A 26,329-nucleotide genomic window follows, 5' to 3' on the forward strand; every position below is an offset into this window, starting at 1 on the left:
GCCGACCCCGAGCGCCGGGGCCGGTTCACGCCGAAACGCACGCGAGCGGGGCCACGGGGCGATCCGCCCCGTGGCCCCGCCTCCGTCTCGCAGGCGGGTGACGCGTGCTCAGCAGTCGCCCGCCGGGCGCTCGCGCACCACCAGGTCGGCCCGGCCGGGCGTGGCGTCCAGCCACACCACCCGGGTGCCCTGGTCGGCGGCCGGGCTGTACTGGCCGCCGCGGTCGCAGGACAAACGCTGCGGGGCGCCGCCCGCCAGCGGGACCTGCCAGAGCTTGGGCAGCGCGGCGTTGGTCCAGCCGCCGGCCGGCCGCTCGGAGGTGAGCTGATAGGTGACGGCCTGGTCGGAGGCGGTCAGCGTGGTGTGGCGCGGGGCGTTCGGGGAGTCGGCGGACAGCAGGTCGACGACGCCCGATCCGTCCACGGCCCCGGAGCGGATGGTGCTGCGGGCGGTGGCCTGGGCGGGGGTGGTGAACCGTTGGCAGCTGAGTGTTGTTGAGTGATCTTTGGTGTTCATGAGCGGACTTTGCCGGTTTCTGCTGAAGTGTTGTCGAGAAGGTTCCGCTTTGCCTGTTTCGGGCCGTTGATGCTGCAGCGTGTGCCAGCATGTGCGTGGTCGAAGGATTCGCGAGGGTCGGGGGTCGGGGTGGCGGTGTTGCGGCAGATCGCCCGGCCGTTCGTCGCCGATGCCGTGTCGGGTGTGTGCATACGGGACCGGCTCAAGGGCCTCACCGCCAAGGACGACGCGGTGCTGCGCCTGGTCGGCGGGCACCTCGGTTCCCTCGCCTCGCGGGATCTGGCCCGGCGTGTCGCCGACGGCCTGGAGCACTCCGCCGGGACGTGGTCCGCCCGCAAGCGGGACCTCAGCCCGGAGTCGTCGTCGCGCTGGGCCGGGTCGATCACGAAGGCCACGCACGACCAGTGGGGCTTGTCGCGTCGCGCGCAATGGCAGCACCTGCAGACGCTGGAGGCGGGGATCGCCACGGTCCGCCACCGCCTCGCGCTGCCACTCGGATGAAAGGGCACCAACCGGCAGCCCGGCGGCTACCGGTCGCGGCGGGAATGGCACGCTAAGTCCCGCCGCCTGGCACACCTGGAGCGCGAGTGCGAACGGGTGAAGGCCGACCGCGAGGCCGGCCGGGTCGCGGTGGTGCGCGGCGGGTGGAAGCTGCTCAACAACCGGCACAACCTTCAAGCCGTCGGCAGGACTGTCGAGCAGTGGCGCGCCCAGTGGCATGCCGCTCGCTGGTTCCTCTCGGCCGACGGGGAGTCGGGCAAGCGCTACGGGAACGAGACGATCCGGGTCACCCCCGACGGTGAGATCAGCATCAGGCTGCCGGCGCCGCTCGCTCACGTGGCCAATGCCCCGAACGGCCGGTACGTTTTGGCTTCCAAGGTGTCGTTCCCGCACCGGGGCGAGGAATGGCGCGATCGTATCGAGGCGAATCGGGCCGTGGTCTACCGCATCCACGTCGACGTCGAGCGGGACCGCTGGTACCTGGACGCGAACTGGCAGCGCAAGGACCTGCCCGTCGTGCCGCTGGAAACCCTGCGGTGCGGCGAAGTGATCGGCGTGGACATGAACGCCGACCACCTCGCCGCCTGGCGGCCGGACACCCACGGCAACCCCATCGGCCGGCCCCGCCGCTTCGACTACACCCTGTCAGGGACCGCCGATCACCGGGACGCGCAGGTCCGGCACGCGATCATCCGCCTCGTGCATTGGGCGCGGGCCACCGGCGCCAAGGCGATTGCGATCGAAGACCTGGACTTCACCGACTCCAGGACCCGCGAGAAGCACGGCCACAAACGCCGCTTCCGGAAGCTCGTCAACGGCATGCCCACCGCGAAGTTGCGCGCCTGGCCCCTCGCGATGACCGCCGAAGCGGGAATCTCGGTCATCGCGGTCGATCCCGCCTGTACCTCCATGTGGGGAGCCGAGCACTGGCAGAAGCCCCTCACTGCACCGAAACGCCCCGTGAACCGCCACCAGACAGCGAGCGTGGCGATCGCACGACGCGCCCTCGGATACCGGATCAGGCGACGGACGGCACCGCCCCGTGCACACCAGAGTGATGTGTACGGGCATCGGACCGGACAGGCCCGACCCGGCGACCGGGGGCGTGAGGGAAACCGCCCCCGCGTACCCGGACCACGGACAGGATCCGCTGGCGCTGAACGCGGCAGGAACGCGGTGGACCAGAACGCCCAAGACCGTTCGGGGCGTTCGGCTGAGCAAAGGTCCTGGCAACAGGACTCACTCCCGCTCAGTCTTTAGGAACGGTGTCCAGCCACAGCAGGCGGCCGCCGGCCAGGCTGGCGGAGGAGGTAGTGCTCGCGCCGGAGCCGGCCGGGGCATGGACGGGCGCTTCCACAGCTGGGTCGCCACCGACGGCACCACCGTAGCCTGGGCGGCCCGGGGCGGCTCCCGGGGCCCGGGCCAGGAGGCTCGCCGTGGCCGTCGGTGGTGCCGGTGTACAGCCCGGTGCCGTCGGGGCCGTTGGCCAGGACCACCCAGTGCCCGTTCGCGGCGACCGGGGTGGCCATGCCGTTGGGGATGCCCGGCAGCAGGGTACGGCTGTCCATGCCGAGCCGGTGCTGCCAGCCGGGGCGGATCCCGTGGGCGTCGAAGGCGGCGTCCAGCGCGTGCAGTTGGCAAGGCCGCGGGCGGTGACCTCGATCGCGTCGCCGAAGTAGTCGGCGATCCCGTCGTTCTGGGCGGTGCGCCGGCACGGCGGCCGGCGCACCGCCCATAATAGGCAGTCCGGCGACATATGTCGATCGACTGTCCATGTGGCCGCCCATGGGCGCGCAGTGCCGCCCCACTCCCGTCCACGTCCGTGCGCGGGCGATCCGTTCAAGGCCGCACCCGTCGCCAACCCCTGGTGGCCCGTCAGGCGGAGCCCAGGGTGATCCCGAGCATCCGCGCGCCGGTCTCGGTGCGCGGCCGATGGCTGCTGCCCGGCGCGAACACCACGTAACTGCCCGCCGGATGGCGCTCGTCCCCCTCGATCACCTCGCCGCTGAGCACGTAGTAGCGCTCCTCGGTGTGGTGCACGTCCACCTCCGGCCACTGGCTGCCCGGCGCGAAGTCGATCAGCCAGCCGCGCGCGTACCCGGTGGCCGTCAGCCGCCGCCGCACGATCCCCGGCCCCACCGCGACCGGCTCCACGTCCCCGGCCAGCAGCGTCGTCTTCAGCCCGTCGTTTCCGTCGTTTCCGTCGTTCTCGCTCATGTCCCCACTGTGGCCGCCGCCGCCCCCACCGCCCCAGAGTCCGAAAAGACATCCTCAGGTACATTCCTGCCATGGACGCCTCCGCTGCGAACCCGGCCCGCCACCGCGTGGTGGCCCTGCTCGGCGCGCCCCAGGCGCCCTTCGAACTCGCCTGCGCCGCCGAGGCCTTCGGCACCGAACGCGCCGGACTGCCCTCCTACTACGACTTCACCCTGTGCGCCCGGACCCCCGGCCCGGTGCCGACCACCCTCGGCGTCCCGCTGCTGGTCCACGCGGGCCTGGAGGCGCTGGAGCGGGCCGACACCGTGGTCGTCCCCGGCTGGCAGCCGCCCGGCTCCCCGGTACCGTCCGCCGTCCTGGACGCGCTGCGCGCCGCCCACGCCCGCGGCGCCCGGATCGTGTCCATCTGCAGCGGCGCCTTCGTCCTGGCCCAGGCCGGACTGCTGGACGGGCGCCGCGCCACCACCCACTGGGCCCGCACCGCCCAACTCGCCGCCGAGTACCCGGCCCTGACGGTCGACCGGGACGTGCTGTACGTCGACCACGGCGACGTCGCCACCAGCGCCGGATCCGGCGCGGGCATCGACCTGTGCCTGCACCTGCTGCGCCGCGACCACGGCGCGGCCTACGCCGCCCAGGTCGCCCGGCACATGGTGCTGCCCCCGCACCGCGAGGGCAGCCAGCTGCAGTACGCCGCCGTCCCGGCGCCCGCCCGGGCGGACGAGTCGCTGGCCCCACTGCTGGAGTGGGCCGAGGAACACCTGGGGGAGCGGCTGGCCGTGGAGGATCTCGCCGCCCGCGCCGGGCTCTCCGGGCGCACCCTGGCCCGGCGCTTCGCCGAGCAGCTGGGCACCAGCCCCGGCCAGTGGCTGCTGGCCCGGCGCGTCGACGCCGCCCGGGTGCTGCTGGAGCAGACCGACCTGCCGGTGGAGGCCGTCGCCGTGCGGGTCGGCCTGGCCTCCGCCGTCAACCTGCGCCGCCGCTTCCGCGCCGCCCTCGGCACCACCCCCGGTGCCTACCGCCGTACCTTCGGCAGCGCCCGCGCCGACTGAGTACCGGGTGCTCGGCGGGCTCGGAGACGTGATCGCCGAGGGGGGCGGTGGCCGTCGCGACCGGCATCGACAGCCGGGAGGGTTGTCCGATTCATGTATTTATGCGGCGCTTTGTCAGCCAATGTGGCATTCCATCAGATCTTTGCCGAATTTTCGTGTGATGTGGATGATACGAACTTGTGTCTTCCGGGTCGATCTGCCTAGCGTTCGACCTGTTCGCACCTGCGGACCCTGCCGCCGGGACGCCGAGTCCTGTCCACCGGTCGGCCGGACGTCGAGCAGTGCACCGGGCAGGAGCGGGGGAACCAGGTAGTTCGCCGCGCCCTGCTCGGTCCGTTCGCGGACGAGACGGGTGTGGCTAGGGGTGAAGCCGCTGCGTGCGGCCGGGCTACCTCACGGCCCGAACCCGACAGCTCACCTCGCAGGCGTCGCAGAGGGACGCCCCATGCTGACTTCAAGTACCGGCCGGCATCGCCGTGCGCGCCGGAGACACACCCCGCGTCTGGCCGCCACCGTCGGGATCGCCGGTGCCGGCCTCATGCTGCCGCTGCTGAGCGCGAGCGGAGCCTCCGCCGCGCCCGGCTCCCACACGTACGCGAGCCACGTCGGGTGGCAGGTGCACCACCAGCACCGGCACCAGAGCGACTCCGATGGTCAGCACCGCCACCAGGCCGACCCGCACGCGGCGGGGCCCTCCGCTGCGGCCTCGGCCGAAGCCTCGCACGCCTCACCGTCGCCGTCCGCCCCGGCCTCCCACGCTCCGGAATCCGCGACCGCGCGCCCCGGCGGCGAGTCCCAGGGCTCCCACTCGGCGCGGCCCTCCGCTCCGGCTCCGGCCCCGGTGTTCCACACGTCCGCGCCGTCGTCCCCGTCCGTCCCGGCCACGCACGCCCCCGCCCCCGCGGCCACACCCACCGCCCCGGCTGCGCAGACCGCCCCGGCTGCACAGACCGGTTCGAGCTCGGACGCCGTGCAGCAGGTCCTCAAACTGATCAACCAGGCGCGAGCCGCCCAGGGCCTGCCCGCCTACACCATCACGTCGGGGCTGACCAGCAGCGCCGGGGCCCACGACCAGACGATGGCCGGCGGCTGCGGCATGTCCCACCAGTGCCCGGGCGAGGCCGAGTTGGGGGCGCGGGAGACGGCCGCAGGCGTCCAGTGGAACGCCGTCGGGGAGAACATAGGCTACGGCAACGGGGTCTCCACCTCGGCCCAGGACATCGCCGCCATGGCGGTCAGCCTGACCCAGGACATGCTGAACGAGACGCCGCCGAACGACGGCCACCGCAAGAACATCCTCAGCAGCGAGTTCACCCACATCGGCATCGCCGTCCACCGGGATGCCAGTGGAACCGTCTGGCTCACCCAGGACTTCTCCAACTGACCCGTCCGTCAAGGACGTAGGACGAGCCTGACCACGGACCCCGATCCACCGGGCCCTACGTCGTACCGCCCCACAGCGGTGCCACCACGCCGGGGCGCAGCGGGATCGCCCCGGCCTGGTGGACGCGGTCGGTCAGCCCGGCGGGGCGGGCCTCGAAGAGGACTTTGCGGACGGTGTCGGCGTGCCGTTCGGCGGCCGCCGACCTGCGCTCGGAGGCGCGGGGCATCGCCTACTCACCCTGGAGCAGGCGGGCCGGCTCGCCGTCCATGTCGACCTTCCCGGTGTCGACCGCGGTCTCGATCCAGTCGGGGGTCGCTCGCACCCGCGCCCAGAGCGGCCTGATGGCCGACCACGCCGCCGAGACCCTCGCCCTGTGCGACCTCATCGGCGAACTCATCGACGGCGTCAGCGAGTTCTCCGACACCTTCGCCGAACGCGCGGCCGGCCTCGCGGTCACCTACCCCGGCGCCCCCGACGCCCACCCGCTGACCGGCACCCGCGCCCCCGACCTGCGCTGGGACACCACCGGCCTGTTCACCCTGCTGCGCCCCGGCCGCCCCGTCCTGCTCGACCTCGCCGGCGAGGTCGAGCAGGACGAACTCGCCCGCCCGGGCCCGACCCTGCACAGCGGCCCGCCCAGCCGCCCCACCCCGCCTGGCACGACGTCACCGCGGCCCTCGTGCGCCCCGACGGGCACCTGGCCTGGCTCACCGAGGAGCCCGACGTCCCGTCCGCGGCTCGAACCGCCCTCGCGGCCTGAGCGCTCCCGGTACGGCCGGACACGGCGGGGCCCGCTGGCCCGCCACGACCGGGACCGTGCCCCGGCTCCCTGTCGCGCGGTCACCGGACCGCTGTGGCCCGGGCGGTGAACCGGTTCGCCCGCGAAGACCCACCGCCTTTCCCCGGCACACCGGTCGGCCGGTTGCGTTTGGATTACGGCGTGTCCGATTTGTGGATCTTGGGCGGGAGTGCGGTGGTTGAATTTGTTGGCACCGCTGTCATCGAACTCTCATAATGCCTGCTGAGCCACGTGGCGGACGGTCCGGAGAGCCGCGGGGGAGCGGAATCCGAGAGTGGTCCGCGTGCGAAATCCACTTTTCCCCTGGGGGAGTCCTTTGTCCGCGCCCGAAAACGAGAGCGCTTTCACCGATCCGCCGCCGAAGCCGGTCGCGGAGCCGGAGCCCGCCGTCGTGCCGGAGCCGGCCGTGAAGCCGGTGCCCGAGGTCGTCGCGGGTCCCGTACCAGGCCCCGCCCCGCGCCGTCTGCCCCGCGCCGTCGGCGTCGCGCTGGCCACCGCCGGGCTGCTCGCCGTCACGGCGGCCAGCGCCGCGGTGACCGTCGCGGTCGGCAAGCCGGACAGCCGCCCGGCCGCCGCGGCGCCCGCCCCGCGCGCCACCGCTTCGGCGAGTGCGAGCGCGAGTGCGACGCCCTCCGCGACCCCGGTCCCGGTGCCGACCGCCGTCCCGACCGAGCCCAAGCCCACCAGCACCGTCAAGGGCACGGTCAACGGCTCCAAACACGAGGGCGACCTGCGCTACTTCCTGCTCCCGATCCCCGACGGCGGCGAGTCGTACGGGCCCGCGGACGGGATGGCGCTGACCCACGACAACGTCTCCGAGATGTTCGGCAAGCCGGACGACATCGACACCCTCCTCGGCAACATGGGCTACAAGGACGGTGCCACCCGCACCTACCGGACGGCCGACGGCAAGGCCGAAGTGACGGTCACCCTGCTGCACCTGGGTTCCGCCGACATCGCGAGCAGGTTCGTCAAGTTCTACAACATCAAGTCGGAGGAGCCGATCGACATCGACGGCGACCCGAACGCCCACGGCTTCCGGAAGAAGCCCAAGAACGAGGCGTTCACCGGCTCGATGACCGGCATCGGCAGCCAGGGCGACGTCCAGTACACCATCGACGTCGAGGTGAAGGGCACGCCGGACAAGGCGCTGCTGAGCGACGTGATGAAGCGCCAGCGCGAGTGGCTCGCCTCCGGCGGCTGAGCCCGCGCCCGCGCCCGCCCTCCGACGCCACCCCTTCCTCCTCTGGAGCCATTTCCGTGACCACCGAACCCACGCAGCCGCCGCCCGCGCCGGCCGCCGACCCGGCCGCGCCACCCGTCCCGCCCGCGCCACCCGTCCCGCCGCAGCCCCAAAGCCCGCCCACCGAAGGCGAGTTGACCGGCAACCCCGACCTCCCGACGGCCGCCACCGAGCCCGAGGCCGCGCCCGAGCCCGAGGCCGCGCCGCGTGCCCCGCGCCGCCCCCGCCCGGTGCTGCTGTCCACCTGCGCCCTGGTGCTGGGCGCCCTGGCCGGCGGCGGCGTCGGCTACGCGATCCAGGCCCAGCGCCCGCCCACGCCGCTGCCCAAGCTGCAGGTCGCCCGCCCGTCCTACCCGGCCCAGGTGGTCGACCCGGCCGCCTTCGCCGCCGAGCAGCCGGCGCCGCCGGCCATCGACGGCGACCTGCGCAAGCTGCTGGTCAGCGCCCCGGCCGGCAGCGGCCCCTGGAGCGACCTGCCGGACAAGCCGAGCTGGGTGTCGGTCGGCGACCTCGCCGAGCTCAGCGACAAGCCGGAGCTCGCCTTCAAGAACCTGAACTCCACCGGCTTCCGGCGCGCGGTCGAGGTGAACTGGAAGAAGGACGACATCAGGTACCGCGTCCTGCTCACCCAGTACGCGCCCGACCACTCCAACGAGGCGAGGACCCGCCACGGGGAGCCCTTCGCCGACGACGCCAACGGCGGCTACACGGTGGACGACGTGCCCGAGCGCTGGTCCGACAGCAGCGACCAGTACTACTACGGCTTCGCCACCGCCAAGCGCGGCACGGTGCAGATGTCGGTGGAGATCTTCAGCCCCAAGCCGGTGGACTCCGGGGCCCTCAAGGACCTTGCGAAGCAGCAGTGGGAGCGGCTGGTATGACCGACGACACCGTGACCGGAACCCTGTCCGGAACCCCGTCCGCCCCGGACACCCCCGCCCCGGACGCCCCCGCACCGACCCCGCCCGCCGCGGAACATGCCCCGGAGCAGCCGCCCGCCGCGGAGCCCGCTCCGGAGCAGCCGCTTGCCCCGCCCCGCCCAGGCTCCCGCCGCCTGCTGCGCGCGGGCGCCGCGACCGTCGCGGCGGCGCTGGTGGGCGTGGCGATCGGCATCGGCATCATCAAGACCCAGTACGACGACCCCGCTCCGGCCGCCGCCGGCCCCACCGGCGCGCCCGCCCCGACGGCGAGCGCCACGCCGTTCGGCGCCAAGTCCAACGGCAGCCACTTCGGCTCCCTGCGCGACCTGCTGCTGCCCGTCCCGGCCGGCTACGAACTCGGCCCGGACCAGGGCGGCTACGGCAATGACAACGAGTACGGCACCGGGCAGCTGGCCGACGAGCTGGAGGCCGACCTCCAGGAGATCCCCAAGGACAAGCGCGAGAAGCTCCGCTCCTACTGGGAGGGCCTGCACATCAAGGGCACCGGCGTACGGACCTACCGCAGCAGCGGGGACGACCTGGTGATCGGGCTCCGGCTGCGCCAGTTCAACCAGCAGGAGGTGCAGAAGATCAACGAGTACACCGCGGTGTTCACCGGCGACACCGGCATCTTCCGCGTCGGCCCGCAGATCCCCGGCCACCCCGAGGCGCACTGCTACCTGATGCCGGCGCCGCCGTCCGCGCCGATCGACCACCTGGAGTGCTCGGCCGCCGAGGGCGACCTCCTGGTGGTCATGGAGACCGAGGGCGTGGCACCGCTGCCCAAGGACAAGATCGTCGCTCTCTTCACCCTGCAGCTCGACCGCCTCGCCCTTCCGGGAGCTTCCGTTTGACTTCCTCCCCCTCCTGAAGGGAGGGGGATTCCCCTCAGCCTCGCGGCTGAGCCGCTGCGCGCATGCGCTGCGGTGGGACGACTTCCTGCTTCACCGACGACCGCCCGCCCGGAGTGCTCCGTTGAGGTCTTACACCGTCTCCACAGGCTGCAACCGCCAGTCCGGCGGCCAGGATGTTGCGTGCCGCGTTCACGTCCCGGTCGTGGACTGCTCCGCAGTCGCACGTCCACTCCCGGATGTTGAGGGGCATCTTGTCGCGGATGGTTCCGCAGGCCGAGCACAGCTTGGAGCTGGGAAACCACCGGTCGACGGTTACCAGGTCTCGGCCGTACCACTGGGCCTTGTACTCCAGCATGGTCCGCAGCTCGGTCCAGCTCGCGTCCGAGATGGCTCGGGCGAGCTTGCGGTTCTTGAGCATGTTGCGGACCGTCAGGTCCTCGATCACGACCGTTTGGTTTTCACGGACGAGTCGGGTGGTGAGCTTGTGCAGGAAGTCCCTGCGCCGGTCGGCGATCCTCACGTGGACGCGGGCGACCTTGCGCCGGGCCTTCTCATGGTTGGCGGATCCCTTGGCCTTGCGGGACAGGTCCCGCTGGGCCTTGGCCAGTCGCTCGCGGTCGCGGCGTTCGTGCCGGGGGTTGGTGATCTTCTCCCCGGTGGAGAGCGTCACAAGGGACGTTATGCCGGCGTCGATTCCGATGGCCGTGCTCACGGGTGCGGGCATCTTCGGCCCGTCGTCGCACAGCAGGGAGACGAACCAGCGGCCGGCCGCGTCCTGCGACACCGTCACCGTGGACGGAACGGAGCCCTCCGGGAGACGCCGGGACCACACGATGTCCAGCGGATCGGCCATCTTCGCCAGCGTGAGCAGACCGTCCCGGAACCGGAACGCCGACGACGTGTACTCGGCCGACTTCCGGGACTTCTTCCGGCTCTTGAACGTCGGGTACTTCGCCCGCTTCTGCCAGAAGTTCGAGAACGCCCCTTGGAGATGCCGGAGCGCCTGCTGCAACGGGACAGAGGAGACCTCGGAGAGGAACGCCAGCTCCTCCGTCTTCTTCCACGCCGTCAGCATCGCCGACGTGGCGTTGTAGTTCACCCGCTCCTGACGCATCGTCCACGCCTCGGAACGGGCGGCCAGCGCCTTGTTGTAGACGAGCCGCACGCACCCGAACGTGCGCGACAGCTCAGCCGCCTGTGCATCGGTCGGGTAGAAGCGGAACTTGAAAGCCCGCTTCACGCGAGTAGCCGTCACGGGTCACACCATAACAGTCATCCTTGTAACCATCTGACGGATGATCAGCTACGAGGCGCCATGCCGCCTTGGTAGCGGTCCAGCTTCCCCCGCCCCGCTACGCGGGAGCCTCGTTTCCTCCCTCGGCTGAGGCCGGGGGCATCCACGAAGGAATCCTGATGACCGACCAGCCCGCCGCGCCGCAGCCCGTGCCGGACCAGACCGCCCCGGCCGAGACCCCGGCGGCCCCCGTCACCCCCGAGGCGCCGGAGGCCGGCGAGGCCCCCGAGGCCGCGCAGGACCCCGGAACCCAGGAACCCCTGGAAACCCCCGAGGAGCAGGCCGCCCGGCGCACCCGCCGCCGCAAGGCCGCCGTGCGCTGGAGCTGCGCCGTCCTGGTGTTCGCCCTCGCCGGCACCGGCGCCGCGCTGGCCGTCACCACCCCCGAGCGCACCGACATCCCGGGCCTGGCCACCGCGAACGACGGCCGCTACACCTTCCCGCCCCTGACCCTGCCGCCCCTGCCCTCGGGCAAGGCCGCGCCGGACGCCAAGGGCAAGGCGCTGCACTACGCGGACCTGCGCTACCTGCTGCTGCCCGCCCCCAAGGAGGCCGGCGGCTCCCTGACCGCGCCGGTCTTCCCGGTGCCCACCGCGACCCCCGCGGCGTCCTCCTCCGCCACGCCCTCCGCCACGCCCTCGGCGAGCGCGAGCCCGACCACCCCCACGGCCTCCGCCGCCCCCTCCGCGCCCGCCGGGACGGCCCTCGCCTCCTGGGTCCCCTGCGACGCGATCGCCGCCGAGCAGAAGGAGCCGGCCAAGCTGCGCGTGCTGCTCCTGCAGAACGCGTGCCGGGCGGCCACCGTCCGGGAGTGGACGGCCTCCGACGGCACCCGCACCCAGATCCGGCTGCTGCGCTTCGGCTCCACGGCCGAGGCCTGGAACACCTTCTCCGGCCTGCGCACGGACATTCCGGCCAAGGCCGCGCCCGACGCGAAGACCGCCCCGCACAGCGACTGGGACACCGTCGACGGCGTCGACGTGACGCTCAAGGACTCCCCGGCGACCGCCGGCCAGGGGGTGCCGACCGCCCGGCTGGCGTACCTGTCCGCCTCCGACGTGGTGGCCGTGGTCACCATGACCAACCCCCAGGGCGTCCCCGCCACGGCCTTCCGCCAGGTCGTCACCCTCCAGTCCGACCTGCTCGCCTGACCGCTCCTCGGGCCCGGGCTCCTCGCTCTTCCCCCGCACACCCGCCCGTCGGCCACCAAGGCCGACGGGCGGGTGTGTCACCGGGCCCTGGGGGAACGGCACTTCGCTTCGGCCGCGCGCGCCCGCCGGGCGGAGACGAAACAGTGACAAACCCACGATGGATCCCTTGCCGATTCCCCGGCCCCCGGGTCTACGATCATCGGCACCCGTGGACAACACACCACACCATCGGGCCATCAGACATGGGGGATCAGCAGATGAGCACACCAGGACCGGGCGGATTCGCGGTCAACCACGACGCGTTGGACAAGGCGCACGGCACGCTGGTCAACCTGGCCCACGACTGTCCCACCGCCGGCGCGGTCGCGAACGACGCGACCGGGACGGCCGTCACCGCGCTCAAGGGCTGGACCAGCGCCGGGGCGCTGAAGGACTCGCTGGACGAGTGGCACCAGCAGGTCCAGCAGCTGACCGGCCGGCTGAACGCCAACGCCGCCGCGATGCAGGGGACCTCGTTCAACTACCGCAACACCAACCTGTCCATCGCCCAGTCCCTGCAGGTGCAGTGACCATGCTCGGATACGAGGACGTACTCGACGCCAACCCCGGCGCCCTGTCCGCCGCCGCCACCCAGTGGCGCGCGATGGCCGCGCGCTTCCACACCATGCAGACCACCATGGAGCAGGACGTGCTGGGCGGGACCGGTGCCGCTCCCGGGGCCGGTCAGTGGTGGACCGGTACCACCGCCAGCCTGGCCAACGCCCAACTCCTCGCCACCAAGGGCCAGATCGTCGACGCCCAGACCGAGGCCAACGCGATGGCCTCGCTGCTCGACGAGGCGCACACCGACTTCGCCGCGGCCCAGAAGCAGACCCGCGACGCCGCCGACGGCGCGGTCAAGGACGGCTTCAAGGTCACCGGCACCGGTACCGCCGTGTTCGACGAGAGCACGCTCGACCCGGCGACCCGCCAGGCGCTGCACCACGACCCCGAGGCCCGGCAGTCGTACGAGGACGCCGCCGACAAGTGGACCAAGGCGATAGCCGCCGGCGTCCAGGCCGCCACCCGCGCCGACGAGCGCATCGCCGCGGCCCTGCGCAGCGCCTCCAAGGCCAACAGCCTGCTGGACACCACGTTCAACGGCAAGGCGGTGGGCGGCGGGGACGCCGGCGACGCGCAGCAGGCCTACGACCTGGCCACCAACCTGGACAGCCTCGACCCCGGCCAGCTCTCGCAGCTGCAGGACCTGATGAAGGACAAGGCGGACCACCCCGGGTTCTCCCAGGCGCTGCTCGACAAGCTCGGACCGGACGGCATGATCAAGCTGGCCCAGAAGCTGGGCAGTCCGAGCGACGACAAGAAGGCCGCCTACACCGACCTGCAGGGCGGCCTCACCCATGCCCTGGCCTCCGCCACCCAGGACACCAACACCGACTTCTACCGCCGCTGGCGCCAGGGCGTGAAGGACGCCGGCTACCGCAACTACGGATCCAACACGGATCCGGTGTACGGGTACCAGATCCTCACCACCCTGATGACCAAGGGCGACGGCAAGTACTCCGCCCCGATGCTCGCCGACCTGGCCGACGACATCACCGAGACGGAGAAGAAGCACCCCGACGCGTGGAGCTACAAGGCCGGCCACGGCGGTGACCCGCTGGGCGCCGACCCGCTGGACAACGTGCTGTCCATCATGGGCCGCGAGCCGGATGCGGCCACCGCCTACCTGGACCCGAACTCGGGCGGCGGCAACCAGCACCTGCACTACCTGCTCAAGGACCGCAAGTGGCCGGACGGTTGGATCGCCAACCCCTACGCCGGCGTGGTCAAGGCCCCGGACCCGCTGTCCCAGAGCGGTCTGGGCGCGGCGCTGGAGGCCGCGACCACCGGCCAGCCGGCCGGCGCCCCGCACACCGGGCAGCACACCGAGGCGCAGGCCCGGATCATGCACGACACCATCACCACCCTGGACGAGGGGCAGGGCGGCAACAAGATCAAGGACACCCTGCGCCAGCCGCTGGCCAACGCCCTGGCGGACTACACCAACGACACCCACGAGATCTTCAACGGCCGCAACTCCCAGTACATGGACCACGGCAGCTCGGTGTGGACCGACGGCAACGGCACGGTGCACATGGGCGTCGGCGAGGACAGCCTGGTGCGCGTCATGCGCGGCCTGTCCGACAACCCCGACGCCTACGCCACCCTGCACAAGGCCGAGAGCGCGAAGATCGCCCAGGAGCTGTCCTCGATCGGGCCCAACCCCTCGCAGAACGACATCCAGGACGTGATGAACAAGGGCGCCGCGAGCCTGGGCGTCTACGACGCGATCCGCGCGGACGTCGCGATGGGCCAGCGCGACGACGCCAACCTCCAGGCCGACTGGAAGGCCAAGGTCGCGTACCACGTCATCGGCGCGCCGCCGACCCTCATCCCGTGGGTCGGCGACAGCGCCCAGCGCCTGGTCGACACCTGGGCCTGGGAGTGGGACAACCAGATGAAGGACCACAACAACAGCGTCGCCAACGCCCAGATCTCCGACACCTACCTGGACGCCAACAACGAGATGACCCACCTGGTCAGCGGCTGGGCCAAGGACCGCGGCATGGACCCGGACAGCAGCATGATCCACGTCGTGGAGGACGCCTCCCACGACCGCCGCTCCACCAGCGCCACCACCGCCGGCCACTTCCTCGGCCGCGGCCGTCGTACGGGTGCCGTCAGGCGCGGTGGTACTGGACGGGGGAGTGGACCTCGCCGCCGAGCTCGGCGGCGGCGTGGCGGGCCCAGAAGGGGTCGCGCAGCAGCGCGCGGCCGATCAGGACGGCGTCGGCGCGGCCGGAGGCGAGGATGTCCTGGGCCTGGGCGGGGTCGGTGATCAGGCCGACGGTGGCGACCGGCAGGCCGGCCCCGTCCCGCACCGCCTCGGCGAAGGGCACCTGGAAGCCGGGCGCGGCCTCGATCAGGGCGTCGGGGACGAGGCCGCCGGTGGAGACGTCCAGCAGGTCCACGCCGTGCGCCTGGAGCTCCTTGGCGAGGCGGACGGTGTCCTGCGAGGTCCATCCCTCGCGGCCGTCCTGCGGGTTCTCGGTGAGCCAGTCGGTCGCGGAGACGCGGAAGAACAGCGGCAGTTCCTCGGGCCACACCGCGCGCACCGCGTCGACGACCTCCAGGGCGAAGCGGATGCGGCCCTCGAAGGAGCCGCCGTAGGCGTCGGTGCGGTGGTTGCTCTGCGGGGAGAGGAACTGGTGGATCAGGTAGCCGTGGGCGCCGTGGAGCTCGACGATCTGGAAGCCCGCGTCGAGCGCGCGCCGGGCGGCGTCGGCGAACTTCCGCACGATCTCATGGATCTGATCCACCGTCAGCTCGTCCGGGGTGCTGTGCTCGGGGGAGAACGCGGCGGCACTGGGGGCGAGCGGCTGCCAGCCGTGCTCCTCGTCCGGGGTGAGGGCGCGCCCGCGGTCCACCCAGGTCCGCTCGGTGGAGGCCTTGCGCCCGGCGTGGCCGAGCTGGACGGCGGGAACGGTGCCCTGTTCCTTGAGGAAGGAGGTGATCCGCCGGAAGGCCTCGACCTGGGTGTCGTTCCAGAGGCCGAGGTCGTACGGGCTGATGCGCCCCTCGGGGGTGATCGCGGTGGCCTCGACGATGATCAGCCCGGTGCCGCCGGCGGCCCGCGCGGCGAGGTGGGTGAAGTGCCAGTCGGTCGGGACCCCGGCGGCCTCGCCGGACGGCGCGGCGCTGTACTGGCACATCGGCGGCATCCAGACCCGGTTGGGGATGGTCAGTTCCCGCAGGGTGTAAGGGCTGAAGAGGTTGGTGCTCATGGTCGGACTCCCGGTGGGGTCGGCGGCGGGGATGCCCAGCGACCGTTTGCAGGTGCGCTTTATGTGTCATCACAATAGTTGCATGGGACGGTAAAATTCAAGAGTGGCCCACCCGCGGCCCCACCGCCGGGTCCGCCACAGCCCGCCTCGGCCCGCCTCAGCCCGCGGCGTCCGAGCGCAGGAGACCACGGGCCCGGGCGGCCAGACCGTCGGCGCCGCACCGGACGGCCAGCTCCAGGCCCCGGGTGAGCGCGGCCTCGGCGGCCGGGGCCGCGCCCAGCGCCTCCCCCAGATCCACCAGGGCGAGCGCGTGCTCGTAGCGGGCGGGCGAGCGCTCCAGATGCCGCACCGCCTCCGCCAGCAGCTCGGCCGCGCGCGCCCGCCCGTGCACCGCGGCGCCGAGCCGCAGGGCGCTGCCGATGGCCGAGTCCGTCCCGGACTCCCGGGCCCGGCGGACCGCCTCCTCGGCCAGGCCACGGGCCCGCTCCGGCTGGTCGACGGCCACCGCGCGGGCCAGGTGCCCCAGCCACGGCGCCCACACCGTGTTGCGCCACCCGCGCGCGTCCAAGGCCGCGCCCGCGGCGGCCAGCGCCTCGGCCGCGCCCGACGTGTCTCCTTGGGCCAGCAGCAGCCGGCCGTACAGCGTGGAAGCGTCGGGCAGCACCATCACCGTCGGGTACGGCGGCCCGAAGGCGTGCTCGCGGGCCAGCTCCAGGGCCTCGTCCAGCCGGCCGCGCGCCGCCAGGGTCTCGGCCAGCGCCCCGACCGCGTCCCAGTGCAGCGGGGTGCCCGGGCCGATCCGCTCGGCGATGCGCAGGGCCCGGCGCAGGTAGTCCTCCGCCTCGGCGAGGACACCGCAGCGGAACCGGAGCATGCCGGTCAGCAGGTAGGCGAAGCCGAGGTGGCCGCCGCTCCACCCGGCCACCTCGTAGGCGCGCACCGCCTCGGTGAACAGCTCCTCCGCCCGGTCGACCCGGTCGGCGTACAGGTAGCTGATGCCCAGGACCCCGGGCAGCTCGAAGCCCCACGTGGTGTTGGTCCAGCCGAGACCGCGGGGCAGCCGGCCGCCCGGCAGCGCCGACTCGGCCAGGGCGATCACCTCCGCGCGGTCGCCGCCGCGCAGCGTGAGGTCCCAACAACGCAGCACGGCCACCGCGTGAGCCAGGCCGTCGTGCTCGAACACGGCCTCACCCGGGGCCGCCCCGTCCTCGACGGTGTCGGTGAAGGCCAGGCCGACCGTGTCCAGCATCCGGGCGAACTCCGCGAGCCGCCGGGAGCGGCCCGGGCCGTCCTCGTCCTCGAACCGGAACGCGGCGAACATGAAGTGGGCGACCTCCAGCCGAAGCCGCCCCGGGCCGGGCCGGGTGCGCGCGGCCTCCTCGGCGCACAGCGCGGCCGCCTCGCCGAGCCGGTTGCTGTGGGCAAGCGCCTGGGCCAGCCGGAAGACCGCGTCCACCCGCAGCTCGGGGCCCAGCCCGTACGGGTCGGCGAGCGCCTGACGCAGCTGGTTGACCGTGGTCGCCGGATCGGTGAGCAACGCCGAGCACCCGAGTTCGTAGAGCACCGGGGCCCGGTCCTCATCGGCGGGCGGCTCACTGATGGCACGGCGCAGGCAGCGCTGCGCCGCTTCGGGCGCGCCGATGGCCAGGTGCTCGCGGGCCGCCCGGCGCAGCTTGTCGACGATGGCGCCGTCCCCTTCGGGCAGGATCTCCAGCAGGTGCCGGGACGCCGCCAGCAGGCCGAGGCCGGCGTTCTCGACCTCGACGGCGGCGACTCCGTGCATCCCGGTCCGGGCGGCGGGATTCATCGACTGGTAGACCGAGGTGGCGACCAGCGGGTGGACGAACTCCAGCCGGCCCGACGGTGTGCCGGTCAGCACCTGGTGCCGGCGCAGCTCCCGGATGGACTGGGCGGCGGTCTCCGGCCCCTGGGCGCAGATGGCGGCGGCGAGGTCGGGCCGGATGTCGGTGTCCAGCACCGACGCCGCCCAGGCGAAGCGCAGCGCGGTCGGACCGAGCCGCTCCAGCCAGTGCCGCAGCGTCATCCCCCGTGCCGTGGCCGCGAGTTCGCGCAGCTGCCCGGTGCTCTCCTCGACCGGGTCGAGCCGCTGGTCGGCCACCTCGCGCAGCAGGGTGGCGGTTTCGTACGGGTTCCCGGCGGTGACCGCCCAGACGTGGCGGCAGAAGGCGTCCTCGGCCCGCGCGCCCAGGGCCGCGCGGACCAGGTGTGCGACCGAGGAGGGCTGCAGCGGCCGCAGTTCGTGCCTGCGGTCGGCCCGGTCGGTGAGACCGCGCTGCAGCGGCAGGGCGTCGTCGGGGAACTCGTCGCGGCAGGCGAGCACCAGCAGGGCCGGCAGCTCCCGGGCGCGGACCGCGAAGCCCGCCAGCCAGCCGAGCGACTCCGGATCGGCCCAGTGCAGGTCGTCCACGATCACCGCCACCGGCGAGCGGAGTTGCACGAGGCGGGTGAGGACGAAGTCCAGTCCGTCCCGCACCCCTTGCGGATCGAGCTGCCCGGCCGGCGGCCGCAGTCCCGCCGCCGGGCCGACGATCTCCTCCCACGGCCCGAAGACCTGCGCCCGCTCCGCGTCGGACAGGGCCGACAGCAGCGGGCGCACCAGCTGGCGCACCACGTGGAACGGCTCGTGGCACTGCCGCTGCCCGCCCCGGGCGAACAGCACCGTGGAGCCCGCCCGCTTCGCCGCCCGCCGCACCTCGGTCAGCACCGCGGTCTTGCCCAGCCCGGCCGCACCGGTGTACAGCAGCAGTTCCCCGACCCCAGTGCCGGCGGGCCGGGTGAGCGCCTCGATCGCCCGCGCGGCCGACCGGATCTCGGCCTCGCGCTCGTGCAGCGCGAACTCCTCGCCCCCCTCGCCGTCCCCGGCCTTTCCCTCGGTCACTGCTGCCTCCAAATCGCCCCACCAGAACCGCCGTTGCAGAGGGCCGAGGCTACTGCCGATCGGTCGGCTCCCGGTACGGGCTTGACAAAAGCCGCCCCGGTCAAGGACATCGACGTCCGGTGAAGCCGCAGGCGGCGCCGCCCGGGAGTACCCCGGGCAGCGCCGCCTTTCACACATCAGCCGTCAGCGCACCGTCTGCGGCACGCGCTGCGCCGGAACGGCCGGCGCCTTGCCCGTACGGTGGGGCGCCGGCGAGGCGCCCAGCGCCGTTCCGCGGGTCTCCTCCGCCCACAGCGCGCACACCAGCAGTCCGAGGGCCGTGATGCCGGCGGCGATGAGCATGGTCGGGCCGGTGCCGAGCCCGGTCAGCGACAGCGGCAGCAGGTAGGTGCCGACCGCCGCGCCGATCCGGCTCACCGAGGTGGCCACGCCCACGGCGGTGGCCCGGATCTCGGTCGGGAAGAGCTCGTTGGGGTAGGTCCAGTCGAGCACGTTGGGCCCGCCGCACAGGAAGGCGTACGCGCACAGCGCGGTCAGCGCGACGGCGGCCGGCGCGGCGGGCCACACGCCCAGCAGGGCCAGCGGGACGGTCATCAGGGCGAAGGACCAGATGATGACGGGGCGCCGGCCGCGGGTGTCGATCAGGCGCAGGGCCGGGTAGCAGCCGAGCAGGAAGACCAGGCTGATCAGCCCGGTGCCCAGGGTCTCCATCACGGTGCCGCCCGGCATGCCGAAGGAGGAGAGGATCTGCGGGCCGAAGGTGAGCATCGCGAACAGCGGGCCGACCTGGCAGAGGAAGAACAGGCCGCAGAACAGGGTGCGGCGCCGGTAGGGCGGGGTCATCAGCAGCCGCAGCCCGCCGGCGCGCCGGGCGCGCCCGGCCGCATCGGGCATCAGCTCCCGGCCGTCCACCCGGACCCCGAGGTGCTTCTCGACCACGCGCACCGCCTCGCCGACCCGCCCGTTGGCGGCCAGCCAGCGCGGCGACTCGGGGGAGCCGCGGCGGATCACCAGGAAGACCACGCACAGCACGGTGGAGCTGGCCAGCATCCACCGCCAGCTGCCCGGTCCGGCCAGCTCCAGGAACAGGTAGCCCACCACGTAGGCGAGCACCGAGCCGGCGTACCAGGCGACGATCTGCTGGCCGAGCAGGCGCCCGCGGTGCTTGGTGGGCAGCCACTCGGCGAGCAGGGAGGTGGCGATGGGGTAGTCGGCGGCAACCGCCATGCCGAGCACGAAACGCAGCACGGTGATCGCCCACACCGAGTCCACCCAGAAGGAGAGCACCGAGCAGGCCACCATCACCAGCAGGTCGGCGGTGTACATCACCTCCCGGCCGATCTTGTCGGTCAGCACGCCGAACAGGGCGCCGCCGACGAACATGCCCACCAGGGCGGCGGCGCCGATCAGGCTGACCTCCGCGGTGGACAGGCCGAGGTCGGGGCGCATGCCGATCAGGGCGACGCCGACGATGCTCAGGATGTAGCCGTCGAGCAGCGGTCCACCGGAACAGGCGAGAGCCAGCCTGCGGTGGAAGGCGGTATACGGGGCGTTGTCGATGGTCTGGGACATCTGGCTGGGGTCCTCCGGAGCGTACGGCCGCGTCTCGCGCACCGTGCGCCGGGTAGACGGCAGGGAAGACGCCGCCCACCTCGGACGGCGCCACCGCCCGTTCACACCGGGCGACCGTCCACGGTTGCCCGGGTACGCACGTGCCACCACCGGGTCGAAGGTCGGCCGGATTCATGACCAAGGTCCCGAAGCGGACAGGCCCTCCGGCCGTGTCGAACCGCCGCCTGGCCAGTCCCCACGGGCCCGGGCGCCGTTCGGACGCCCGCGGGCCCGCGTTGAGTGACCCTTTTCACCTCGGAGCCCCTGGAGCGTGTCCCACGCCACATTGCGGGCCTGTTCCGGTCCAGACCAATGGCCGGATCGGCGTGCACCAAGCGGCACCACCATCTACGTGTTCGCCCACCCCTGCCCGATGTGCCTGGGCTCGCTGTACTACTGCTCGCCGGACGAGGTTGTCTTCCTCACCACCCCGGCGACGGTGCCGCTGCTGTAGTTGCGCCGCGGCTTCTTCGGTGAAGTCATGTGTGCCCTCCCTTGAGTGATGGTGTATCAGCAACCGTAGGAGTCGCCACTGACACTCGAAGTGGCCGCAGCGTGACGCCCGGTGCCTGAGCTGAGCTTTCAGGCCGGCCAAGGGAGACGGCCGGTCGTCCGGGCCCCGGGGCGGGAGGTTAAGGTCGCCCACGCATCTGTCCAGGTCTCGCCTGGAGCAGCCGCACGTCCATGCCCTGGTCTCTCCGTAGAAGTGGTGGAACGGGTGCCGGCCCCTGCCCGGGCACTGGGGCCCGGGGAGGGGCCTTCGGTGGTCTCGATCAGCCGACCGGGATCGGGATTCCCGGCACGAGGAGGTGGAGACTGGCGCCATGCTCCCGTGCGTCCCCGGCGTCCTCGACGCGGCGGTACTGGTCGTTGGCCATGGCATCGCGGAGCTCGGACCGGTCCTGGGCTGGTCTCCAGCGCGATGACACCTTATTCGCCGCGCTGCGTAGGAAGTCGGGTGGGTCGACTTCCTGTGCTTACGGGTGGGTTGTGTGGGTGGCTTGGGTGCGGCAGTGGGTGAGGGCGGGTTTGATGCGGGGGTCGGGGGTGGGGGTGGCGGAGAGGAGTTCGCCGGCGGTGACGAGGGTGGTCCAGTAGGCAGTGGGGTTGCCGGTGCGGGGGAGGGGGTGGGCGGCGGCGAGGGAGAGGTAGGCGGCGGTGAGGTTGCCGGTGGTGAACCAGCGGGCGAGGCCGTGCTGGTGGCCGGCGCGGATGCCGCCCATGGCGTCGATGGCGTTCAGGAAGAGGTCGACGACGGCGAGTTCGGTGGGGGTGAGGGACTTGGGGATGTCGAAGACGCCGAGGGCTTCGAGCAGTTCGCCGGTGTCGGTTTCGGTGCCCGGGCGGGGATCGGCGAGTAGGGCGTCGTAGCAGTCGTTGAGGCGGCGGGTGGTCTCGGCGAGGGGGATGTCGAGGGCGAGGCACACCGCGCGGGCGGAGGGGAGGGGTTTGCGGGTGCGGCGGGCGAGGAGGGCGTACGTCTCGGCGGGCGTTCTGCCGCGGGAGAGGGCGTGCGTGGCGAGGGTGGCGAGGTGCATGGTGGGTCGGGCTTTCAGGCGGTGACGAGGGCGGGGACGGGCTTGGGGGCGACGAGGGCCCAGACCAACTTGCCGATGCCGCCGGGCCGGGAGGCACAGCCCCAGCGTTCGGCGAGTTCGTTGACGAGGAACAGGCCGCGTCCGTGTTCGTCGTCCGGGGCGGGGGTGTGGAGGGTGGGGTGGCCGGTGCCGGCGTCGTGGACTTCGAGCCGGAGGCGGGAGTTGACGACGGCGAAGCGGACTTCGATGTGGTGCTCGGTGGTGGCGTCGGAGTGCTGGACGGCGTTGGCGAAGAGTTCGCCGAGGAGGAGTTCGGCGACGTCGGAGTAACGGTCGCCGGTGGGGAGCGCGGAGAGGTAGGCGCGGAGCAGGTGGCGTGCCAGGGGCGTGGACTCGGTGCGAGAGTCGAGGCGCGCGACGAATGTGCGGGGGTGATGGGCGGTGAGCATGGGGGAGTGCCTCAGGGGAGGATTGCGGGCGAAATCCGGCGGTCAGGTGCTGTCTCCGGGCGCCAGGTGGCAGCCGCAGCGCCGCCTTGGTCAGCCGACCGGGACCGGGACGCCTCGGATGAGGAGGGGGAGGCCGGCGCCGTGCTCCCAGGCGTCCCAGGCGTCTTCGGCGCGTCGGTGCTGGTCGTCGGCCATGACGTCGCGCAGCTTGGACTGGGGGACCCAGTGGAGGCCGCGGATCTCCTCCGGCGGCTGGTGACGGCGGACGGTCTCGACCTGCTGGGGCGTGACCATCCCGCCCGCGTACACGAAGTTGACGCCTTCGGGGAACCTCGCGGCGGGCACGTAGTCGATCGTGAGGATCGTGCGGAGGGACAGGGCGAGTCCGGTCTCCGTTTCGAGGTGCCGGCGGGCCGCGAGGTGCGGCAGCTCGTCCTGCTCGGCGCTGCCGCCGGGCAGGGTCAGCCCGTCGCGGTAGACGGGATCGACCAGGAGGACGAAGAACTCGTCCGACCCGTCGGGGTCTTCGCGCAGGACGAAGACCTGCTGGCCCGATCGCCGGACGGGAGGTTTGGTCATGATGCGGGTCCTGCTCAACTCTGCTCCAGGCGCGAGAGGGGTTCGAGGTTGCGCTGTGCGCCCGGCGAATCACCGGGTGTAGCCATGGTGGCGCTTCGTCCCCTACGATCGGAAGGCTTTCCCACTTGACAGTTTCCCTGGGTGGGATTCGTGTAGCGGCGGAGGTCTGACGATGCGTGAGACGCAGCTGGATCCATCGGCTTCACCCCTCAAGGCGTTTGGGGCTCAACTGCGCAGGCTGCGAAAGGCGGCAGGCCTGACGCAGACCGAACTCGGCGAGCTGACAAGCCTGAGTGATAGTCAGATTTCGAACCTTGAAAGGGGGACGCGCAATCCCACACTTGACTGGGTTCGTAGTGCTGACAAGGCCCTCGATACCGGTGGAACATTGGAACTGACGTACTGGAGTCTCAGCGGGTCATCGTTGCTGGAAGGCTTTCCCGAGTACGCGCAGCAAGAGGCGAAAGCCCAAGGCATCTCCCACTTCGAGCTGGGCATCGTGCCTGGCCTGGCCCAGACAAGGGAGTACGCCGGGGCCTTCGCGTCCGCAGCGGTACGGCGCGGCAGCATCACCGAGGAGCAGGCCGCAGATCGACTCGACTTCCTGGCCACGCGTCAGAAGCTGCTTGACCGGGGGACAGCGCCGCGCCTGTACTTCGTCCTGGATGAAGGGGCCTTGTTGCGAACGGTGGGTGGGACCAGGGTCATGGCGCGGCAGTTGGCGCATCTTGAGGACCTCGCGAGCCGCCCGAACATCACCATCCAGGTGGCGCCGTTCTCGCTCGCGGAAGAACTGCCGTTCACCATGATGGTCACGCTGCTGACCCTGGCGGATCGGACGCTCCTGGCATACTCGGAGTGCCAGCTGCGCGGCTTCCTCGCGCGAGACACCGAGACTGCTCAGGCCTGGGAGCGGGACTACCATCAGCTCCAGGTGGAAGCGCTGTCGAAGGCCGCGTCGCTGGAGATGATCCGCAAGCAAGGCGTGAGAGGAACGTCATGATTCGCCCTGTAGATCTGTCGGACGCCGCATGGTTCAAGAGCAGTTACAGCAACAACGGCGGGTCTTGCGTCGAGGTGGCGCCCAACTTCCCCGGCCTGGCGCCCGTCCGTGACTCGAAGGATCCTCAGGGGCCGGCTCTCGTCTTCCCGTCCGGGGCCTGGAAGTCGTTCGTCGCCGCCGTCCGCAGCGGCGAGTTCGGCGACGTCTGAGCCGGAGTCCTGAACCGCAGGCCCGGACCGCATCCATGGCGGTCCGGGCCTGCGGTCACTTCCACAGCCGCGGCTACGGGGTGCGCGGCTCCCCGGTCTCCTCGTCGTAGGAGGAGGTGCCCTCGTCCAGCAGCGGCTCCTGCGTCCTGAGGTGCGCCGGGGCCAGCGCCCGCAGCGCGTGGTAGCCGGTGATGACGACCAGCGTGCCCAGCGCGATGCCGCTGAGGCTGAACGTATTGGTGAACTTCATCGTCACGTTGCCGATGCCGATGATGATGCCCGCGGCGGCCGGCACCAGGTTCAGCGGGTTGCGCAGGTCCACCTGGGCCTTGGTCCAGATCTGCGCGCCGAGCAGGCCGATCATGCCGTACAGGATCACGGTGATGCCGCCGAGCACCCCGCCGGGGATCGCGGCCACCACCGCGCCGAACTTCGGGCAGATGCCGAACAGCAGCGCGAAGCCGGCCGCGGCCCAGTACGCCGCCGTGGAGTAGACGCGGGTGGCCGCCATCACGCCGATGTTCTCCGAGTACGTGGTGTTGGGCGGGCCGCCGAGCGCGGTGGACAGCACGGAGCCGACGCCGTCGGCCGAGATCGCGGTGCCCAGCTTGTCGTCCAGGTTCGTGCCGGTCATCTCGCCGACGGCCTTGACGTGTCCGGCGTTCTCGGCGACCAGCACGGGCAGGGCGACCAGGATCGCGGACCACCAGATAACGCCAGGGTGCCATCGGCTTTAGCCGACGGGGGAATGGCGCTTCCCGTGCAGGTCAGGGATTGCCGAATCGCCGTCAAGGCGATCCGGTGTCTCGGGAGAGACGGTGGCTGGAGCGATCTCAAGAAGGTGCAGCAGCTCGGAGTTGAGGGGACTTTCGGTCCGTTGCGGCTTTGGCTGTCAGTCGGTCGTGCAAGTCTGTGGGGAGACGGAGCGTGAAATTGATCACGCCGTCATATGTGCCGCTGAGGTGAGGTCATGGCAAGGTTCCGGATGTATCCGACGAGCGAGCAGACGAGCGTCATGCTCGATCACTGCGCGCACGCCCGGTACGTGTGGAACCTTGCCGTGGAGCAGCACTCGCATTGGTACTACGGCCGTAAGTCCGCTCCGGGTTTCGCCGAGCAGTGCCGTCAGCTGACTGAGGCCCGAGCCGCCAGCGAGTGGCTGCGCGCCGGTAATCAGACCGTGCAGCAGCAGGCGTTGCAGGACTTCTCCAGGGCTAAGAACGCCAAGTTCACAGCCGGATTCGGCGAGCCGACCTGGCGTAAGAAGTTTCGGCACGAGGGCTTTCGGGTCATCGGCACCGACCGGGTACCCGAGTACAACGAGGACGGCAGTGCCAAGCTGAACGCGAAGACCGGTAGGCAGGTCATGGGCCGCTCCGTGGTGGTGCAGAAACTGAACCGCCGCTGGGCGCAGGTCAAGGTGCCCGGCTGCGGATGGGTACGCTTCCGTAACTGCCGCCCCGGCCTGCCGGATGCGAAGACGTTCCGGGTCACCTTCAGGAACGGCCGGTGGCACATCGCGTTCGCGGTCATCCCCGAGCCGACCGATGCACCCGGAACAGGCGAGATTATCGGCATAGACCGGGGTGTGACCGTCACCGCCGCCCTCTCGGACGGGCGCACCCTGAACTGCCCGCAGCTCACCGTCAAGGAACGCGCGCAGGTCCGCAAGCACCAGCGCCGCGCGGCTCGAGCCCCCAAGGGAAGCGACACCAAGACCGCCGAATACGCCAAGGTCGCCAAGCTCAAGGCCCGCGAGGCCGACCGCCGCAAGGACTGGTGCGAGAAGACCAGCACCGACCTGGCCAGGTCGTACGACCTGATCCGGTTCGAGAAGCTGAACATTCGCAACATGACCGCCTCGGTCAAGCCGAAGCCCGACCCGGACAACCCCGGCACGTTCCTCAAGAACGGTCGCGCCGCCAAATCTGGACTCAATCGGGGCATCCTCGCCCAGGGCTGGGGCCTGCTCCGCCAACGCACCGAACACAAAGCCCCCGGACGCGTCGAAGACGTGCCCGCCCCCTACACCAGCCTGCGATGCAGCGACTGCGGATGGATCGACAAGAACTCGCGCAAGAACCAAGCCGAGTTTGTCTGCACCGTCTGCGGTTTCACCTGCAACGCCGACACCAACGCAGCAATCAACGTCGCGGTAGGACAGGCCGTAAGGCCCCAGCGCGCACACGCGCCGGTACCGGAGGGACAACACCGCGCAAGCGGTCGAGTGTCCGTGAACCTCAACACCCCACGGGTGTTGGAATCCCCCCGGCTTTAGCCGGGGGA

23 protein-coding genes, 4 pseudogenes and 1 riboswitch are annotated in these 26,329 nt (G+C 71.8%); of the genes and pseudogenes, 14 read left to right on the top strand and 13 right to left on the bottom strand.

The window, feature by feature from the left end:
* Positions 1 to 108 precede the first annotated feature (108 nt).
* The gene (locus tag ACFVWU_RS15140; protein ID WP_387620102.1) at positions 109 to 516 is read right to left on the bottom strand and encodes a hypothetical protein; all 408 of its coding nucleotides are present in this window, start codon (positions 514 to 516) and stop codon (positions 109 to 111) included.
* 138 nt (positions 517 to 654) lie between these two features.
* Between ACFVWU_RS15140 and ACFVWU_RS15145 the strand changes: the two genes are divergently transcribed.
* The gene (locus ACFVWU_RS15145) at positions 655 to 1,017 is read left to right on the top strand and encodes a hypothetical protein (RefSeq protein WP_387620104.1); all 363 of its coding nucleotides are present in this window, start codon (positions 655 to 657) and stop codon (positions 1,015 to 1,017) included.
* Positions 1,018 to 1,113: 96 nt separating this feature from the next.
* On the top strand, positions 1,114 to 2,277 hold the full coding sequence (locus ACFVWU_RS15150; RefSeq protein ID WP_387620107.1) for a transposase: 1,164 nt from the start codon (positions 1,114 to 1,116) through the stop codon (positions 2,275 to 2,277).
* Between the two features lie 615 nt (positions 2,278 to 2,892).
* On the opposite strand, the gene ACFVWU_RS15155 is transcribed toward ACFVWU_RS15150, so the two are convergent.
* A complete protein-coding gene (locus ACFVWU_RS15155; protein ID WP_387620109.1) occupies positions 2,893 to 3,234 on the bottom strand; it encodes a cupin domain-containing protein in 342 nt (113 codons plus the stop codon).
* Positions 3,235 to 3,305: 71 nt separating this feature from the next.
* Between ACFVWU_RS15155 and ACFVWU_RS15160 the strand changes: the two genes are divergently transcribed.
* Positions 3,306 to 4,286 (top strand): helix-turn-helix domain-containing protein, encoded by a 981-nt coding sequence (locus tag ACFVWU_RS15160; RefSeq protein WP_387620112.1) that lies wholly within the window; start codon positions 3,306 to 3,308, stop codon positions 4,284 to 4,286.
* A gap of 274 nt (positions 4,287 to 4,560) precedes the next feature.
* Positions 4,561 to 4,729: riboswitch (cyclic di-AMP (ydaO/yuaA leader) on the top strand.
* 2 nt (positions 4,730 to 4,731) lie between these two features.
* Positions 4,732 to 5,670 carry a CAP domain-containing protein gene (locus ACFVWU_RS15165; RefSeq protein WP_387620115.1) on the top strand — a complete coding sequence of 313 codons (939 nt, stop codon included), beginning with the start codon at positions 4,732 to 4,734 and terminating at the stop codon, positions 5,668 to 5,670.
* Between the two features lie 133 nt (positions 5,671 to 5,803).
* Here the strand turns inward: ACFVWU_RS15165 and ACFVWU_RS15170 are convergent.
* Both ACFVWU_RS15170 and ACFVWU_RS15175 read right to left on the bottom strand, forming a co-directional pair.
* Positions 5,804 to 5,896: pseudogene (locus tag ACFVWU_RS15170) on the bottom strand (RacP protein); the annotation flags it as partial.
* 3 nt (positions 5,897 to 5,899) lie between these two features.
* Positions 5,900 to 5,998: pseudogene (locus ACFVWU_RS15175) on the bottom strand (DUF6192 family protein); the annotation flags it as partial.
* A 13-nt stretch (positions 5,999 to 6,011) separates the two neighbouring features.
* Here ACFVWU_RS15175 and ACFVWU_RS15180 point away from each other — a divergent pair.
* From ACFVWU_RS15180 to ACFVWU_RS15195, 4 genes are all read left to right on the top strand, one after another.
* Positions 6,012 to 6,539: a hypothetical protein gene (locus ACFVWU_RS15180; protein ID WP_387620118.1), complete on the top strand. Its 528-nt coding sequence runs from the start codon at positions 6,012 to 6,014 to the stop codon at positions 6,537 to 6,539.
* Positions 6,540 to 6,785: 246 nt separating this feature from the next.
* Positions 6,786 to 7,673: a hypothetical protein gene (locus ACFVWU_RS15185; RefSeq protein WP_387620121.1), complete on the top strand. Its 888-nt coding sequence runs from the start codon at positions 6,786 to 6,788 to the stop codon at positions 7,671 to 7,673.
* A gap of 56 nt (positions 7,674 to 7,729) precedes the next feature.
* On the top strand, positions 7,730 to 8,593 hold the full coding sequence (locus ACFVWU_RS15190; RefSeq protein WP_387620124.1) for a hypothetical protein: 864 nt from the start codon (positions 7,730 to 7,732) through the stop codon (positions 8,591 to 8,593).
* On the top strand, positions 8,590 to 9,486 hold the full coding sequence (locus tag ACFVWU_RS15195; RefSeq protein ID WP_387620127.1) for a hypothetical protein: 897 nt from the start codon (positions 8,590 to 8,592) through the stop codon (positions 9,484 to 9,486). Before ACFVWU_RS15190 ends, ACFVWU_RS15195 begins: the two co-directional genes overlap by 4 nt.
* Before the next feature lie 34 nt (positions 9,487 to 9,520).
* On the opposite strand, the gene ACFVWU_RS15200 is transcribed toward ACFVWU_RS15195, so the two are convergent.
* A complete protein-coding gene (locus ACFVWU_RS15200) occupies positions 9,521 to 10,741 on the bottom strand; it encodes an RNA-guided endonuclease InsQ/TnpB family protein (RefSeq protein WP_387620130.1) in 1,221 nt (406 codons plus the stop codon).
* Between the two features lie 158 nt (positions 10,742 to 10,899).
* Between ACFVWU_RS15200 and ACFVWU_RS15205 the strand changes: the two genes are divergently transcribed.
* Both ACFVWU_RS15205 and ACFVWU_RS15210 read left to right on the top strand, forming a co-directional pair.
* Positions 10,900 to 11,931, top strand: coding sequence for a hypothetical protein (locus ACFVWU_RS15205; RefSeq protein WP_387620133.1), 1,032 nt, complete (start codon positions 10,900 to 10,902; stop codon positions 11,929 to 11,931).
* Positions 11,932 to 12,188: 257 nt separating this feature from the next.
* On the top strand, positions 12,189 to 12,500 hold the full coding sequence (locus tag ACFVWU_RS15210) for a hypothetical protein (protein ID WP_380616433.1): 312 nt from the start codon (positions 12,189 to 12,191) through the stop codon (positions 12,498 to 12,500).
* 2,151 nt (positions 12,501 to 14,651) lie between these two features.
* On the opposite strand, the gene ACFVWU_RS15215 is transcribed toward ACFVWU_RS15210, so the two are convergent.
* The 3 genes from ACFVWU_RS15215 to ACFVWU_RS15225 all read right to left on the bottom strand — a co-directional run bounded on the left by ACFVWU_RS15215 (position 14,652) and on the right by ACFVWU_RS15225 (position 20,226).
* Positions 14,652 to 15,755 carry an NADH:flavin oxidoreductase/NADH oxidase gene (locus ACFVWU_RS15215; protein ID WP_387620136.1) on the bottom strand — a complete coding sequence of 368 codons (1,104 nt, stop codon included), beginning with the start codon at positions 15,753 to 15,755 and terminating at the stop codon, positions 14,652 to 14,654.
* A gap of 157 nt (positions 15,756 to 15,912) precedes the next feature.
* Positions 15,913 to 18,654, bottom strand: a complete 2,742-nt coding sequence (locus ACFVWU_RS15220) for an ATP-binding protein (RefSeq protein WP_387620139.1) — start codon at positions 18,652 to 18,654, stop codon at positions 15,913 to 15,915.
* Between the two features lie 183 nt (positions 18,655 to 18,837).
* Entirely contained in the window at positions 18,838 to 20,226 is a 1,389-nt protein-coding gene (locus ACFVWU_RS15225) for an MFS transporter (protein ID WP_387620141.1), read from the bottom strand.
* Positions 20,227 to 20,599: 373 nt separating this feature from the next.
* Here ACFVWU_RS15225 and ACFVWU_RS15230 point away from each other — a divergent pair.
* Positions 20,600 to 20,695, top strand: a pseudogene (locus ACFVWU_RS15230) (nucleoside deaminase); the annotation flags it as partial.
* Positions 20,696 to 21,242: 547 nt separating this feature from the next.
* Here the strand turns inward: ACFVWU_RS15230 and ACFVWU_RS15235 are convergent.
* The 3 genes from ACFVWU_RS15235 to ACFVWU_RS15245 form a co-directional block, all read right to left on the bottom strand.
* A complete protein-coding gene (locus ACFVWU_RS15235) occupies positions 21,243 to 21,803 on the bottom strand; it encodes a hypothetical protein (RefSeq protein WP_387620144.1) in 561 nt (186 codons plus the stop codon).
* A gap of 14 nt (positions 21,804 to 21,817) precedes the next feature.
* Positions 21,818 to 22,252 carry an ATP-binding protein gene (locus tag ACFVWU_RS15240; protein WP_387620147.1) on the bottom strand — a complete coding sequence of 145 codons (435 nt, stop codon included), beginning with the start codon at positions 22,250 to 22,252 and terminating at the stop codon, positions 21,818 to 21,820.
* A gap of 90 nt (positions 22,253 to 22,342) precedes the next feature.
* Positions 22,343 to 22,831: an NUDIX domain-containing protein gene (locus ACFVWU_RS15245; protein WP_387620150.1), complete on the bottom strand. Its 489-nt coding sequence runs from the start codon at positions 22,829 to 22,831 to the stop codon at positions 22,343 to 22,345.
* 172 nt (positions 22,832 to 23,003) lie between these two features.
* On the opposite strand from ACFVWU_RS15245, the gene ACFVWU_RS15250 reads away from it, so the two are divergent.
* Together ACFVWU_RS15250 and ACFVWU_RS15255 are read left to right on the top strand one after the other, a co-directional pair.
* Positions 23,004 to 23,834 (top strand): helix-turn-helix domain-containing protein, encoded by an 831-nt coding sequence (locus ACFVWU_RS15250; protein WP_387620152.1) that lies wholly within the window; start codon positions 23,004 to 23,006, stop codon positions 23,832 to 23,834.
* Positions 23,831 to 24,043 carry a DUF397 domain-containing protein gene (locus tag ACFVWU_RS15255; RefSeq protein ID WP_387620154.1) on the top strand — a complete coding sequence of 71 codons (213 nt, stop codon included), beginning with the start codon at positions 23,831 to 23,833 and terminating at the stop codon, positions 24,041 to 24,043. The genes ACFVWU_RS15250 and ACFVWU_RS15255 overlap by 4 nt, the downstream gene beginning before the upstream one ends.
* A gap of 73 nt (positions 24,044 to 24,116) precedes the next feature.
* Here ACFVWU_RS15255 and ACFVWU_RS15260 read toward each other — a convergent pair.
* Both ACFVWU_RS15260 and ACFVWU_RS15265 read right to left on the bottom strand, forming a co-directional pair.
* Positions 24,117 to 24,749, bottom strand: a pseudogene (locus tag ACFVWU_RS15260) (solute carrier family 23 protein); the annotation flags it as partial.
* 127 nt (positions 24,750 to 24,876) lie between these two features.
* Positions 24,877 to 24,984, bottom strand: a complete 108-nt coding sequence (locus ACFVWU_RS15265; protein ID WP_387620157.1) for a toxin-antitoxin system HicB family antitoxin — start codon at positions 24,982 to 24,984, stop codon at positions 24,877 to 24,879.
* A 29-nt stretch (positions 24,985 to 25,013) separates the two neighbouring features.
* On the opposite strand from ACFVWU_RS15265, the gene ACFVWU_RS15270 reads away from it, so the two are divergent.
* The gene (locus ACFVWU_RS15270) at positions 25,014 to 26,321 is read left to right on the top strand and encodes an RNA-guided endonuclease InsQ/TnpB family protein (protein WP_387620159.1); all 1,308 of its coding nucleotides are present in this window, start codon (positions 25,014 to 25,016) and stop codon (positions 26,319 to 26,321) included.
* Positions 26,322 to 26,329: the final 8 nt, after the last annotated feature.

Source organism: Kitasatospora sp. NPDC058190, assembly GCF_042883685.1.
Lineage (GTDB): Bacteria > Actinomycetota > Actinomycetes > Streptomycetales > Streptomycetaceae > Kitasatospora.